Below are 12,450 nucleotides of genomic sequence, written 5' to 3' on the forward strand. Positions count from 1 at the left end.
GGTTGCCGAAGGTACGACCGCCGGTCCGCTGTACACAAGCAGCGGACCGGCGGTCGTCGTATACCCTCGGGGCGTGAGTGAAACGCCTTCTGGCGGGGTGGATCCGCGGCAGCGTGACGCTGCCGCGGAGGTGGTGATCCCGTTGGAGCCCACCGGGAGTGGGCAGTCCGATGCGTCGCAGGCGGAAGCCGACGACGCCGGGGCGCGATCCGGTCGGCGGCGCGCCCAGATCTCGTCGAAATTGCAGGCGGCCAACCGTCGCGCCGATGTCATCGGCGCGGTGCGCAAGGCCCGCCATCAGCTCCCCGGTGACCCGGCGTTCGGTGATCCGCTGTCGGTGTCGGGACCCGGCGGCGCTCGCGCGGTGGCCAGGGCGGCGGACCGGTTCGTCGGCGGCAGCCCGAGCGTGGGCAGGGAGATCGGGTTCGGCGCGCTACAGGTCTGGCAGGCCGCGCTGGAGCGGATCGGTCGTGGTCGTGGCACCGAGGAGGTGACGATCGTGTTCACCGACCTGGTGTCGTTCTCGAGCTGGTCGCTCGCCGCGGGCGACGAGCGCACGCTGGAACTGCTGCGCAAGGTGGCCAAGGCCATCGAGCCGCCGATCGCCGAGCGTGGCGGTCAGGTGGTCAAACGCATGGGCGACGGACTGATGGCGGTCTTCTCTTCGCCCGACCGCGCGGTCCGCGCCGCGATCGCCGCTCGCCGCAATCTGGCCGAGGTCGAGATCGACGGCTACAAGCCCCGCATGCGCGTCGGCCTGCACACCGGCTCCCCGCGCGAGATCGGCGGCGACTGGCTCGGCGTCGACGTCAATATCGCTGCCCGCATGATGGAAGCAGGCGGCAACGGCAACATGATGCTCTCCAGTACCACCCTGGCCGCCCTGCGCCCGGAAACCCTCACCGAGCTTGGTGCCACCGTCAAGCCCTACAAACGCAATTTCTGGGCCGCCCCGCTCAACGGCGTCCCCGAGGACGTCCGGATCTTCAGACTCAGCGTGTAAGCCGGCCTCAGCCGCGCTGCTGTTCGCGCTGGTAGGCGCGCCAGGCCTGCTGGGTGGGGGTTGGCCTGGTTGTCAGCGCGGTCCAGTTGGTCGACTTGACGAAGTTGATCGCGAGCAGCACCGGCAGGATGAACGCCTGGAAGAAGATCAGGTAGCTGCCGCCGTCGAAGACGAACGCCAGGTAGCCCGCGTAACCGAGGAACCCGATGCCGAAGACGGCGTTGAGGACACGGGCCAGCTCGCTCTGCCCGTTCCCGACGTTGGCCATGAAGATCATCGCGATGCCGCTGACGGCCAGCAGGCCGACGTACCAAGTGAACATGCCCCAGAGCTAACTGCGGCCGCCTTGCCCCGGGCTTTCGAAAACCTTTCCTACTGCAACCAGAGCACCGCGCCGACCGCGGCGAGCACGGCGGCGGCGATCAGCGCGATCGACATCGCGCGGTTGTTCTTCCAGGTCGTGTAGGCGCCGCCGAGCAGGAATCCGGCCAGGGCGAAGAGGAGGACCGATGACATAGGTTCCATCTTGCCTGGTCGATTGCCCGCAATTAACAAGCACGCATGCTTGCTTTTTTTCTGAACCGGTGTGATCCTGGGGTTCATGAGTGCACTCTCGGCGGACCCGGACCTGATCCGGATCGGCAACTGTTCCGGCTTCTACGGCGACCGGCTCAGCGCGATGCGCGAGATGCTGGAGGGCGGGCAGCTCGACGTGCTGACCGGCGACTACCTCGCCGAGCTCACCATGCTGATCCTCGGCCGCGACCGGATGAAGGATCCCAGCCTCGGCTACGCCAAGACGTTCGTGAAGCAGATCGAGGACTGTCTGGCCCTCGCGCTGGAGAAGAACGTCCAGATCGTCACCAACGCGGGTGGCCTGAACCCGGCCGGGCTGGCCGAGCGGCTGCGCAAGGTCGCCGCCGACCTCGGCCTCGACGCCAAGATCGCCCACGTCGAGGGTGACGACCTGGTCGCACGTGCCGGCGAGCTCGGCCTCGGCCAGCCGCTCACCGCCAACGCCTACCTCGGCGCGTGGGGCATCGTCGAATGTCTCAACTCCGGCGCCGACATCGTCGTCACCGGCCGGGTCACCGACGCCTCGGTGATCGTCGGCCCCGCCGCGGCTCACTTCGGCTGGGGCCGAACCGATTACGACGCGCTGGCCGGTGCCGTCGTCGCGGGTCACGTGATCGAGTGCAGCACCCAGGCCACCGGCGGCAACTTCGCCTTCTTCACCGAACTCGGTGACATCGGCCGCCCCGGCTTCCCGATCGCCGAGATCCGCCGCGACGGGTCGAGCGTCATCACCAAGCACGACGGCACCGGCGGCGCGGTCACCGTCGACACCGTCGAAGCCCAGCTCATGTACGAAATCCAGAGCGCGCGCTACGCGGGCCCCGATGTCACCACCCGGCTCGACAGCATCACCCTCAGCCAGGAGGGCAAGGACCGGGTGCTGATCAGCGGTGTCACCGGCGAGGCACCCCCGCCGCAGCTCAAGGTCTCGCTGAACACCCTCGGCGGCTTCCGCAACGAGATGGAATTCATCCTCACCGGACTAGACATCGAGGCCAAAGCCGCACTGGCGCGACGACAGCTGGAAGCCTGGCTGCCCGCCAAGCCCGCCGAGTTGTCCTGGACGCTGGCCAGGCTCGACCGTCCCGACGCCGACACCGAGGAGCAGGCCAGCGCGCTGCTGCGCTGTGTAGTGCGTGATCCCGATCCGAACAAGGTCGGCCGCGGATTCTCCAGTGTCGCCGTGGAATTGGCGCTGGCCAGCTACCCGGGCGCGACCTTCACCACCCTGCCCGGCAACGGCGCGCCCTACGGCGTCTTCACGCCGGGCTTCGTCGACGCGCACGAGGTGCCGCACACCGCGGTCCTGGCCGACGGCACCCGCGTCGCCATCGCACCCGCCGCCGAAACCGCTGTGCTCGAACCGGTTTCCGAGCCGGAACTGCCCGTCGACCTGCCGCCGACGGAGACCACCCGCGTCCCGCTCGGCACCATCGCTCTCGCCCGCAGCGGCGACAAGGGTGGCGACGCCAATATCGGCGTCTGGGTGCGCACCGACGAGCAGTGGCGCTGGCTGGTGCACACGCTCACGGTCGAGAAGCTGCGGGAACTGCTGCCCGAGACGGCCGAACTGACCGTCACCCGGCACGTGCTGCCGAACCTGCGGGCCGTCAACTTCATCATTTCCGGCCTGCTCGGCAAGGGCGTCGCCTACCAGGCGCGTTTCGACCCGCAGGCCAAGGGGCTCGGCGAATGGCTGCGCTCCCGCCACATCGATATGCCGACGGAGCTGCTCGCATGACGTCTGTTTGGGACACGCCGGAACGAAAAGAGCTGCGCGCCAGCGTGCGTGGGTTCGTCGAGCGGGAGATCCTGCCCGACCTCGACACCTGGGAACGCGAGGGGTCGCTGCCCCGCGAGCTGCACAAGAAGGCCGGTGAACTCGGCCTGCTCGGCATCGAGTACCCGGAATCGGCGGGCGGCGAGGGCGGCAGCATCATCGACACCGTCATCGTCGGCGAGGAGATCCACCTCGCCGGTGCCTCCGGCGGTCTATGGGCGTCGCTGTTCACCTGCGGAATCGCGTTGCCGCACATCATCGCCTCGGGTAACCAGGAACAGATCGAGCGGTGGGCCAAGCCGACCTTGCGCGGCGACCTGATCGGCTCGCTGGCCATCACCGAACCCGGCGGCGGCTCCGATGTCGGCCACCTGACCACCACTGCGGTGCGCGACGGCGACGACTTCATCATCAACGGCGCCAAGACCTTCATCACCTCGGGCTGCCGCGCCGACTTCGTCGTCACCGCGGTTCGCACCGGCGGCGCCGGCGCGGCGGGTGTCTCGCTGATCATCGTGCCGACCGATACGCCGGGCTTCACCGTCAGCCGCAAGCTGGAGAAGATGGGCTGGCTGGCCTCCGACACCGCCGAACTGTCCTACGTCGACGTGCGGGTGCCCGCGGCGAACCTGGTCGGCGGTGAGAACACCGGTTTCGCGCAGATCGCCAACGCCTTCGTCAGCGAGCGGGTCGGCCTCGCGGTGCAGGCGTACGCGCTGGCCCAGCGCGCCCTCGATCTCACCGTGCGGTGGTGCCGCGACCGGGAGACCTTCGGCCGCCCGCTGATCAGCCGCCAGAAGGTGCAGATGACGCTGACCGAGATGGCCCAGCGGGTCGATGTGTCGCGCACCTACACCCGGGCCCTGGTCGAACGCTTCGTCGCCGGTGATCAGAACCTGATCGCCCAGGTGTGCTTCGCCAAGAACAATGCCGTCGAGACCGCCGAATGGGTCGCCAACCAGGCGGTTCAGCTGCACGGCGGCATGGGCTACATGCGCGAGTCCGAGGTGGAGCGCATCTACCGTGATGTGCGCATCATCGGCATCGGCGGCGGCACCAACGAGATCCTGACCATGCTGGCGTCGAAAGTATTGGGGTACCAGTCGTGACGACCTTCCGTTCCATCATCGACACCGCGTCGCCGGAGTACACCGCGGCCGCCGAGGCGATGGCAGCCAAGCTCACCGAGGTCGAGGCCGAGTTCGCCAAGGCGATCGCCGGTGGCGGCCCCGAGAAGGTGGCCCGGCACCACAAGCGCGGCAAGCTCACCGCCCGTGAGCGCATCGAACTGCTGCTCGACGAGGACTCGCCGTTCCTCGAGCTGTGCCCGCTGGCGGCCTGGGGCAGCGACTTCCATGTCGGCGCGTCCACGATCGCCGGTATCGGCATCGTGGAGGGTGTCGAGTGCATGATCGTCGCGCCCGATCCGACCGTGCGCGGTGGCACGTCCAACCCGTGGACACTGCGCAAGACCTTGCGCATCAACGAGATCGTCAAGCAGAACCGCCTGCCGGTGATCTCGCTGGTCGAGTCCGGCGGCGCGGATCTGCCGACGCAGAAGGAAGTCTTCATCCCTGGTGGCGCGATGTTCCGCGACCTCACCCAGGCCTCGGCGGCCGGAATCCCCACCATCTCTTTGGTTTTCGGCAACTCGACGGCCGGCGGCGCCTACATCCCCGGCATGTCCGACTACGTGGTGATGGTCAAGGAGGGCGCGAAGGTCTTCCTGGCGGGCCCGCCGCTGGTGAAGATGGCCACCGGTGAGGACTCCGACGACGAGACCCTCGGTGGCGCCGAGATGCACGCCCGCACTTCGGGTCTGGCCGACTACATGGCCGCCGACGAGCAGGACGCGATTCGGATCGGCCGCAATATCGTGCGCAGGCTGAACTGGAAGAAGCAGGGCCCCGAGCCGCGCGCGGAGGTCATCTCGCCGCTCTACGATCCCGAGGAACTGCTCGGCATCGTGCCCTCGGATCTGAAGATCCCGTTCGACCCGCGCGAGGTCATCGCCCGCGTCGTCGACGGTTCCGATTTCGACGAGTTCAAGCCGCTCTACGGCTCGAGCCTGGTCACCGGCTGGGCCGAGATCAACGGCTTCCCGATCGGCATCCTGGCCAACGCGCGCGGCGTGCTGTTCTCCGAGGAATCGCAGAAGGCCACCCAGTTCATCCAGCTGGCGAACAAGAAGAACACGCCACTGTTGTTCCTGCACAACACCACCGGCTACATGGTCGGCAAGGAGTACGAGCACGGCGGCATCATCAAGCACGGCGCGATGATGATCAACGCGGTCGCCAACTCCACGGTGCCGCATATCTCGCTGCTGGTCGGTGCCTCCTACGGCGCCGGGCACTACGGCATGTGCGGGCGCGCGTTCAACCCGCGCTTCCTGTTCGCCTGGCCGAGCGCGAAGTCCGCCGTGATGGGCGGCGCGCAGCTGGGCGGCGTTCTCACCATCGTGCAGCGCGGCGCGGCCGAGGCCAAGGGCATGCCGTTCGACGAGGAGGCCGCCGCCGGTCTCGCCGCGATGGTCGAGGCGCAGATCGAGGCGGAGGCGATGCCGATGTTCCTGTCGGGCAGGCTCTTCGACGACGGCATCATCGACCCCCGTGACACCCGCACCGTGCTGGGGATGGCCCTGTCGGCCATTCATTCGGCACCGATCCAAGGCGCCGAGGGCTTCGGCGTCTTCCGAATGTGAGGCGCACAGTGTCTATGTCCCCCACCCCACCCCGGATCACGAACGTTCTCGTTGCCAACCGTGGTGAGATCGCGCGCCGCGTGTTCGCCACCTGCCGCCGGATGGGCATCGGCACCACCGCGGTGTACTCCGACGCGGATGCCGCGGCACCGCACGTGTCGGAGGCCGACGCCGCTATCCGGCTGCCCGGCAACACTCCCGCCGAGACCTACCTGCGCGGCGAGCTGATCATCGAGGCGGCGCTGTCGGCCGGTGCCGACGCCATTCACCCCGGCTACGGATTCCTCTCGGAGAACGCCGAATTCGCGCGTTCCGTGCTCGACGCGGGTCTGGTGTGGATCGGCCCGCCGGTCGCGGCCATCGAGCAGATGGGCTCGAAGGTCGAGTCGAAGAAGATGATGGACGCCGCCGGTGTCCCCGTCCTCGCCGAGCTCGACCCCGCCGAAGTCACCGAGGCGCACCTGCCCGTGCTCATCAAGGCCTCCGCCGGTGGCGGTGGTCGCGGTATGCGCGTGGTGCGCGAGCTGAGCGAGCTCCAGGATCAGATCGCCGGCGCCCGGCGCGAGGCCGAGTCGGCCTTCGGCGATCCGACCGTGTTCTGCGAGCGCTACCTCGAGACCGGCCGCCACATCGAAGTGCAGGTCATGTCCGATACCTTCGGCAAGACCTGGGCCGTCGGCGAGCGTGAGTGCTCGATCCAGCGGCGGCACCAGAAGGTCGTCGAGGAGGCGCCGTCTCCGCTGGTCGAGAAGATCGACGGCATGCGGGACCGGCTGTTCGAGGCGGCCCGGCTGGCCGCCGAGGCGATCGGTTACGAGGGCGCGGGCACCGTCGAGTTCCTGGCCGACGAGAAGGGTGACTTCTTCTTCCTGGAGATGAATACCCGGCTGCAGGTGGAACATCCGGTCACGGAGCAGACCACCGGACTAGACCTGGTCCGCCTGCAATTGCAGGTCGCCTCGGGTCTGCCGCTGCCCGCCGCCCAGCCCGCCCAGCGCGGCCACTCGATCGAGGTGCGCCTCTACGCCGAGGACCCGGCCCACGATTGGCAGCCGCAGAGCGGTCCGGTGCACAAGATCGAGATCCCGTTCACCACCGGCGAATTCACCGTGCTCGACCAGCCGGGTGTGCGACTGGACACCGGTGTCGTCGACGATTCCGTGGTCGGCGTGCACTACGACCCCATGCTGGCCAAGGTGATCTCCTACGCCGAGACTCGCGCGGAGGCGGCGCATCTGCTCGCTACGGCGTTGCAGCGGGCCAAGATCCACGGCCTGGTGACCAACCGCGACCTGCTCGTGCGGGTGCTGCGGCACCCGGCGTTCCTGGCCGGTGACACCGACACCGCCTTCTTCGCCACCCACGATCTGGCCGCGCTGTCGGCGCCGCTGGCCTCCGATGCCGACGAAGCGCTGTCCATCGTGGCCGCGGCCCTCGCCGATTCGGCCGCCAACCACGCCGCGAGCCGCTACACCCGGCTGGCGCCCAGCGGCTGGCGCAACCTGGCCTCGCTGCCGCAGACCAAGTCCTACGAGAGCCGCACCTCCGGCACACACGAGGTGCGCTACCGCTTCACCCGGACCGGTGTCGCGGTGGAGGGCCACGATGGCCTGGAGCTGATCTCGGCGACGCCGCAGCGCGTCGTGCTGGCGGTGCCGGGCGAGCGTGGCCCGGTGCGCAGGCAGTTCGAGATCGCCCGCTACGGCGACCTCGTCGCGGTGGATTCCCCGCTCGGCCCGGTGGCCGTGCGCAGGCTGCCGCGCTTCACCGATCCTTCCGAGCAGGTCGCGGCCGGTTCGCTGCTCGCGCCGATGCCAGGCAGCGTCATCCGCCTCGGTGCCGCCGAAGGCGATCAGGTGCAGCAGGGTCAGCCCATTCTGTGGCTCGAGGCGATGAAGATGGAACACACCATCGCCGCACCGGCCACCGGCATTCTCAGTGCACTCAATGTGACCGTCGGCCAGCAGGTCGAGGTCGGAACCGTCCTCGCCGTCGTCGAGGAAGAAGAGCAGGAGCAGGCATGAGCTTCATCGAAACCGAAGAGCAGAAGGCGCTGCGCGCGGCGGTCGCGTCGCTGGCGGCCAAGTACAACTACCGCGACTACGTGCTGCCGCTCTCGCGCAAGAACGAGCCGCTCACCGAGCTGTGGGACGAGGCGGGCAAGCTCGGCTTCCTCGGCGTGAACCTGCCCGAGGAGTTCGGCGGCGGTGGCGCGGGCATGTACGAGCTGGCGCTGGTGCAGGAGGAGCTGGCGGCGCAGGGCGCCGGGCTGCTGCTGATGGTCGTCTCCCCGGCGATCTGCGGCACCATCATCACCAAGTACGGCACCGACGCGCAGAAGCAGACCTGGCTGACCAAGCTGGCCGACGGCTCGTCGAAGATGGTCTTCGCGATCACCGAGCCCGACGCCGGTTCCAACTCGCACCAGATCACCACCACCGCCCGCCGCGACGGCGGCGACTGGATCCTCAACGGCCGCAAGATCTTCATCTCCGGTGTCGATCAGGCCGAGGCGATCCTGGTGGTCTCGCGCACCGAGGACCACAAGACCGGCAAGCTCAAGCCCGCGCTGTTCATCGTCCCGGTCGACGCGCCCGGCCTGGTGAAGAACGTCCAGGAGATGGACATCGTGGAGCCGGACAACCAGTTCACGCTGTTCTTCGACGATGTGCGCCTGCCCGCCGACGCCCTCGTCGGTTCCGAGGACGCCGCCATCGCGCAGCTGTTCGCCGGCCTGAATCCCGAGCGCATCATGGGCGCGGCCATGGCGGTCGGCCTCGGCCGCTACGCCATCGACCGGGCGGTGGAATATGCCAAGGAGCGCACGGTCTGGAAGTCGGCGATCGGCGCGCACCAGGGCATTTCGCATCCGCTGGCCCAGGTCAAGATCGAGCTGGAACTGGCCAAGCTGATGATGCAGAAGGCCGCGACGCTCTACGACGCCGGTGACGAGTTCGGCGCCGCCGAGGCGGCCAATATGGCCAAGTACGCGGCCGCGGAAGCCAGCATCAAGGCGCTCGACCAGTCGATCCAGACCCACGGCGGTTCGGGTCTGACCCGCGAGGTCGGTCTCGCGGCCATGCTGCAGGCCGCGCGCATCTCGCGCATCGCGCCGGTCAGCCGCGAGATGGTGCTGAACTTCGTGGCCCAGCACTCGCTCGGCTTGCCGCGCTCGTATTAGTTGGAGCGCTGGCGCGTTCGAGTCGCGGCCCCTAGGGGCCGCCGGTCAGGCACCGTTTCTTGCTCCTTCGTCGCCTACGAAACGGCGCCTGACCGGCGACCCGGCCGCGACCGGCCACTGTGTGGCCGCCGCTCCTCGAGGTCGCGGGGGCGGGCTGGGGATGCGTCAGAGTTGAGTTTGATCTATTGAGAGGTGAGGTGGATTCGATGAGTGATCCTGAAGCTGCGCCCTATGTCCGCTACGAGGTCGTCGACGGGTTCGCGACGTTGACCTTCGATTCCCCGCACAACCGCAATGCGTTGTCGTCCAAGCTCGTTCGTGAGCTGCTCGCCGGGCTGGACGCGGCGAACACCGATCCCGCCGTGCGCGGCATCGTGCTCGCGCACACCGGCGACACCTTCTGCGCGGGCGCCGACCTGAAAGAGGCCAGCACCGCCGATCCGGCGACCGCGGCCGATCAGCGCACCCGCGTGATGATCGACGTGCTGCGTGGCATCCTCGCCTCGCCCAAGCCCGTCGTCGCGCAGATCGAGGGCAATGTGCGTGCCGGTGGCATGGGCATCATCGGCGCCTGCGATCTCGTCGTCGCCGGACCCGGCAGCAGTTTCGCGCTCACCGAGGTGCGCATCGGGATGGCGCCGTTCATGATCTCGCTCACGCTGGTGCCGCGGCTGGACCAGCGCTCGGCGAGCCGCTACTTCCTGACCGGCGAGAAGTTCGACGCCGCGACCGCGCGGGAGATCGGGCTGGTCACCATCGCGGCCGCCGATGCCGCCGCCGAGGTGAAACGCCTGTGTGGCGAGCTGCGCAAGGGTTCGCCGCAGGGTCTGGCGGAGTCCAAGAAGCTGGTCAACTCGGTCCTGCTCGCGCGCTTCGACGCCGAGGCCGAGGAGCTCGCGCAGCGCTCGGCGGGCTTCTTCGGCACCCCCGAGGTGATCGAGGGCATGACCGCCTTCTTCCAGAAGCGCCCGCCCAGCTGGGCACAATAGTCCGATGGCGACACCCCACGAACCCAAGCAGGACCGCAGCCGGGCCACCCGGCAGCGGCTGCTCGAGGCGACCATCGACTGCCTGGCCGAAACCGGCTGGGCAGCCGCCACCGTGTCGGTGGTCGCCGAACGGGCCGGGGTGTCGCGCGGTGCCGCCCAGCACCATTTCCCCACCAGGGAAGATCTGATCACCGGCGCGCTCGAGTACATGTTCGACACCAGGATGGATCAGTCGGCCGCCGAGGCCGCCGCCATCAGCGCGGTCGCCGAGGGTGTCGGCCGTACCCGCGCTGTCGTGTCCGGTCTCGTCGAGTCCTACACCTCGCCGCTGTTCAAAGCGGCGTTGCAGGTGTGGACCCATGCCGCCGCCGACCCGGCTCTGCGTGAGCGGATCGTCCCGCTCGAGGCGCGGTTCGGCCGGATCGCGCACCGCCGGGCGGTCGAAGCGCTCGGGGTCGACGACTCCGATCCGGTCAACCATCACCTGGTTCAGGCGACCCTCGATCTTGCCCGCGGACTCGGCCTCGCCGATGTCCTCACCGACGACTCCGCACGCCGGAAACTGATCGTCGAGCAGTGGGCCGCCACCCTCCACGCGGCCCTCAACACCCCCGATTGACCCTTGTGACCTGCGATGTTGCGAGTATATACTCCGCGCATGGGGGATATATCGAGGGACTGCGACATGACCAAACGGCTTATCGAGATCGACGATGAACTACTCGCGTCCGCGCAGGACGCACTCGGGACTTCGGGCGTCTCCGATACCGTTCGAGCCGCGCTGAACTCGGCTGTGGTGGCTCGTGCTCGTGCACGCGAAGTCGAGTGGTTGATCAACGGCGGTATGGCCGAGATGGCCGACAAGGATCGGCGCGACGACGTATGGCGATAACGGCGCGCTACCTGCTCGACACGAGCGCGTCCGCGCGGATGCGCCATCCCGCAGTCGCCGCCGAAATCGCTCCGCTGATCAAAGCGGGGTTGGTCGCCACCTGCGGCCCACTTGACTCGGAGGCGCTGTACAGCGCCCGAAATCCGGCCGATTACGAGGAGATCCGGTTCCGCCGACGGGCGGCCTACGAATATCTGCCCACCAACGACGAACACTGGCACAGCGCGTTCGTCGTGCAGCGGGAACTGGCACGCTCGGGTCGGCACCGATCGGTCGGCATCCACGACCTGCTCGCCTCGGTTCTGGCGGTCGAACATCGCTTGGTCCTTGTCCACTACGACGCGGACTTCGAAACAGTCGCCTCGGTCGTCGACCTCAATCACCGCTGGGTAGCGCCACGAGGAAGCCTCGAACAATCCTGATGTCACACTCCGCCACGCCGCTTCGTCGTCTCTGTGAACGCGAAAGAAGCGACGAAGGAGCAGATCATGGCTGAGCAGAAGAAGATCGCGGTGGCGGGTGCGACCGGCAGGCTGGGCAAGCACGTCGTGGACGTACTGACCGAGCGCGGCCACGAGGTCGTGGCATTCTCCCGCGCGAACGGCGTCGACATCGAGACCGGCGCCGGTCTCGACGAGGCGCTGACCGGGGTGGACATCGTGATCGACGCCTCCAGCACCCCCTCGGCGGACCAGCAGGTGGCGACGGAGTTCTTCACCGCCTCCGCCCGCAACCTGCACGCCGCCGGCGAGCGGGCGGGAGTGGAACGCCTGGTCGTGGTCTCCATCATCGGCATCGACGGCTCCCTCGCCGGCTACAACGCCGCCAAGCTCGCCCACGAGCAGGAACTGCTGAAAGGCTCGGTGCCCGTACAGATCCTGCGTGCCGCACAGTTCCACGAACTCGTCGAGGTGATGGTGCAGTGGGGTACCCAGGGCCAGATCGCCTACCTGCAAGGGATGCGCACCCAACTGGTCGCCGCCCGCACGGTAGCCGAGGCACTGGTCGACCTCGCGACGAATCCGATTCCGGCCGAGGATGTTCCGTTCCCCGAGATCGCGGGCCCGCAGCCGGAGACCATGGCCGCCGCTGCCACCACCCTGCTCGCGGCCCGCGGCGACGCCATCCAGGTTATCGAGGTCTCCGACAATGCCAACCCCGATCGCGAGCAGTTCGAGAACGGCACCCTCCTGCCCTCCGCCCACGCCACCCTGGCAGGCCCGACCTTCGCCGAATGGGTCGCCGCGACCGTTCCGTCCGGTCGGTGACTGCGCCCCGCGTGAAGACCTACTGGGTCCGCGCCGAGCCAGGGCCTGGCGGATCAG

Annotated in this window: 13 protein-coding genes; 11 read left to right on the forward strand and 2 right to left on the reverse strand. The window is 68.3% G+C overall.

What is annotated here, in order from left to right:
• Window positions 1–241: 241 nt before the first annotated feature.
• Window positions 242–1,003 (forward strand): adenylate/guanylate cyclase domain-containing protein, encoded by a 762-nt coding sequence (locus ACWF82_RS25055; RefSeq protein WP_452505013.1) that lies wholly within the window; start codon window positions 242–244, stop codon window positions 1,001–1,003.
• Window positions 1,004–1,010: 7 nt separating this feature from the next.
• On the opposite strand, the gene ACWF82_RS25060 is transcribed toward ACWF82_RS25055, so the two are convergent.
• On the reverse strand, window positions 1,011–1,325 hold the full coding sequence (locus ACWF82_RS25060) for a hypothetical protein (protein ID WP_452504911.1): 315 nt from the start codon (window positions 1,323–1,325) through the stop codon (window positions 1,011–1,013).
• A 50-nt stretch (window positions 1,326–1,375) separates the two neighbouring features.
• Entirely contained in the window at window positions 1,376–1,519 is a 144-nt protein-coding gene (locus ACWF82_RS25065) for a hypothetical protein (protein ID WP_189027590.1), read from the reverse strand.
• Window positions 1,520–1,604: 85 nt separating this feature from the next.
• Between ACWF82_RS25065 and ACWF82_RS25070 the strand changes: the two genes are divergently transcribed.
• The 10 genes from ACWF82_RS25070 to ACWF82_RS25115 all read left to right on the forward strand — a co-directional run bounded on the left by ACWF82_RS25070 (window position 1,605) and on the right by ACWF82_RS25115 (window position 12,393).
• Window positions 1,605–3,320 carry an acyclic terpene utilization AtuA family protein gene (locus ACWF82_RS25070; RefSeq protein ID WP_452504913.1) on the forward strand — a complete coding sequence of 572 codons (1,716 nt, stop codon included), beginning with the start codon at window positions 1,605–1,607 and terminating at the stop codon, window positions 3,318–3,320.
• Window positions 3,317–4,468, forward strand: a complete 1,152-nt coding sequence (locus ACWF82_RS25075; RefSeq protein ID WP_452504915.1) for an acyl-CoA dehydrogenase family protein — start codon at window positions 3,317–3,319, stop codon at window positions 4,466–4,468. The genes ACWF82_RS25070 and ACWF82_RS25075 overlap by 4 nt, the downstream gene beginning before the upstream one ends.
• Window positions 4,465–6,063, forward strand: coding sequence for an acyl-CoA carboxylase subunit beta (locus ACWF82_RS25080; RefSeq protein ID WP_452504917.1), 1,599 nt, complete (start codon window positions 4,465–4,467; stop codon window positions 6,061–6,063). Before ACWF82_RS25075 ends, ACWF82_RS25080 begins: the two co-directional genes overlap by 4 nt.
• 14 nt (window positions 6,064–6,077) lie before the next feature.
• A complete protein-coding gene (locus tag ACWF82_RS25085) occupies window positions 6,078–8,087 on the forward strand; it encodes an acetyl/propionyl/methylcrotonyl-CoA carboxylase subunit alpha (RefSeq protein WP_452504919.1) in 2,010 nt (669 codons plus the stop codon).
• Entirely contained in the window at window positions 8,084–9,244 is a 1,161-nt protein-coding gene (locus ACWF82_RS25090) for an acyl-CoA dehydrogenase family protein (RefSeq protein ID WP_452504921.1), read from the forward strand. Before ACWF82_RS25085 ends, ACWF82_RS25090 begins: the two co-directional genes overlap by 4 nt.
• Window positions 9,245–9,450: 206 nt before the next feature.
• Window positions 9,451–10,233 (forward strand): enoyl-CoA hydratase family protein, encoded by a 783-nt coding sequence (locus ACWF82_RS25095; RefSeq protein ID WP_452504923.1) that lies wholly within the window; start codon window positions 9,451–9,453, stop codon window positions 10,231–10,233.
• A 4-nt stretch (window positions 10,234–10,237) separates the two neighbouring features.
• A complete protein-coding gene (locus ACWF82_RS25100; protein WP_452504925.1) occupies window positions 10,238–10,852 on the forward strand; it encodes a TetR/AcrR family transcriptional regulator in 615 nt (204 codons plus the stop codon).
• 66 nt (window positions 10,853–10,918) lie between these two features.
• Window positions 10,919–11,125, forward strand: a complete 207-nt coding sequence (locus tag ACWF82_RS25105) for a DUF2191 domain-containing protein (RefSeq protein WP_452504927.1) — start codon at window positions 10,919–10,921, stop codon at window positions 11,123–11,125.
• The gene (locus tag ACWF82_RS25110) at window positions 11,116–11,547 is read left to right on the forward strand and encodes a PIN domain-containing protein (RefSeq protein ID WP_452504929.1); all 432 of its coding nucleotides are present in this window, start codon (window positions 11,116–11,118) and stop codon (window positions 11,545–11,547) included. Before ACWF82_RS25105 ends, ACWF82_RS25110 begins: the two co-directional genes overlap by 10 nt.
• 66 nt (window positions 11,548–11,613) lie before the next feature.
• Entirely contained in the window at window positions 11,614–12,393 is a 780-nt protein-coding gene (locus tag ACWF82_RS25115) for an SDR family oxidoreductase (RefSeq protein ID WP_452504931.1), read from the forward strand.
• Window positions 12,394–12,450: the final 57 nt, after the last annotated feature.

Source organism: Nocardia sp. NPDC055053, from assembly GCF_053608285.1.

What these genes read in the sequence shown, in the direction of transcription:
- ACWF82_RS25060 (WP_452504911.1), bottom strand. Translation starts at nt 1,325, where the DNA reads ATGTTCACTTGGTACGTCGGCCTGCTGGCCGTCAGCGGCATCGCGATG.
- ACWF82_RS25065 (WP_189027590.1), bottom strand. Translation starts at nt 1,519, where the DNA reads ATGTCATCGGTCCTCCTCTTCGCCCTGGCCGGATTCCTGCTCGGCGGC.
- ACWF82_RS25070 (WP_452504913.1), top strand. Translation starts at nt 1,605, where the DNA reads ATGAGTGCACTCTCGGCGGACCCGGACCTGATCCGGATCGGCAACTGT.
- ACWF82_RS25075 (WP_452504915.1), top strand. Translation starts at nt 3,317, where the DNA reads ATGACGTCTGTTTGGGACACGCCGGAACGAAAAGAGCTGCGCGCCAGC.
- ACWF82_RS25085 (WP_452504919.1), top strand. Translation starts at nt 6,078, where the DNA reads ATGTCCCCCACCCCACCCCGGATCACGAACGTTCTCGTTGCCAACCGT.
- ACWF82_RS25090 (WP_452504921.1), top strand. Translation starts at nt 8,084, where the DNA reads ATGAGCTTCATCGAAACCGAAGAGCAGAAGGCGCTGCGCGCGGCGGTC.
- ACWF82_RS25095 (WP_452504923.1), top strand. Translation starts at nt 9,451, where the DNA reads ATGAGTGATCCTGAAGCTGCGCCCTATGTCCGCTACGAGGTCGTCGAC.
- ACWF82_RS25100 (WP_452504925.1), top strand. Translation starts at nt 10,238, where the DNA reads ATGGCGACACCCCACGAACCCAAGCAGGACCGCAGCCGGGCCACCCGG.
- ACWF82_RS25105 (WP_452504927.1), top strand. Translation starts at nt 10,919, where the DNA reads ATGACCAAACGGCTTATCGAGATCGACGATGAACTACTCGCGTCCGCG.
- ACWF82_RS25110 (WP_452504929.1), top strand. Translation starts at nt 11,116, where the DNA reads ATGGCGATAACGGCGCGCTACCTGCTCGACACGAGCGCGTCCGCGCGG.
- ACWF82_RS25115 (WP_452504931.1), top strand. Translation starts at nt 11,614, where the DNA reads ATGGCTGAGCAGAAGAAGATCGCGGTGGCGGGTGCGACCGGCAGGCTG.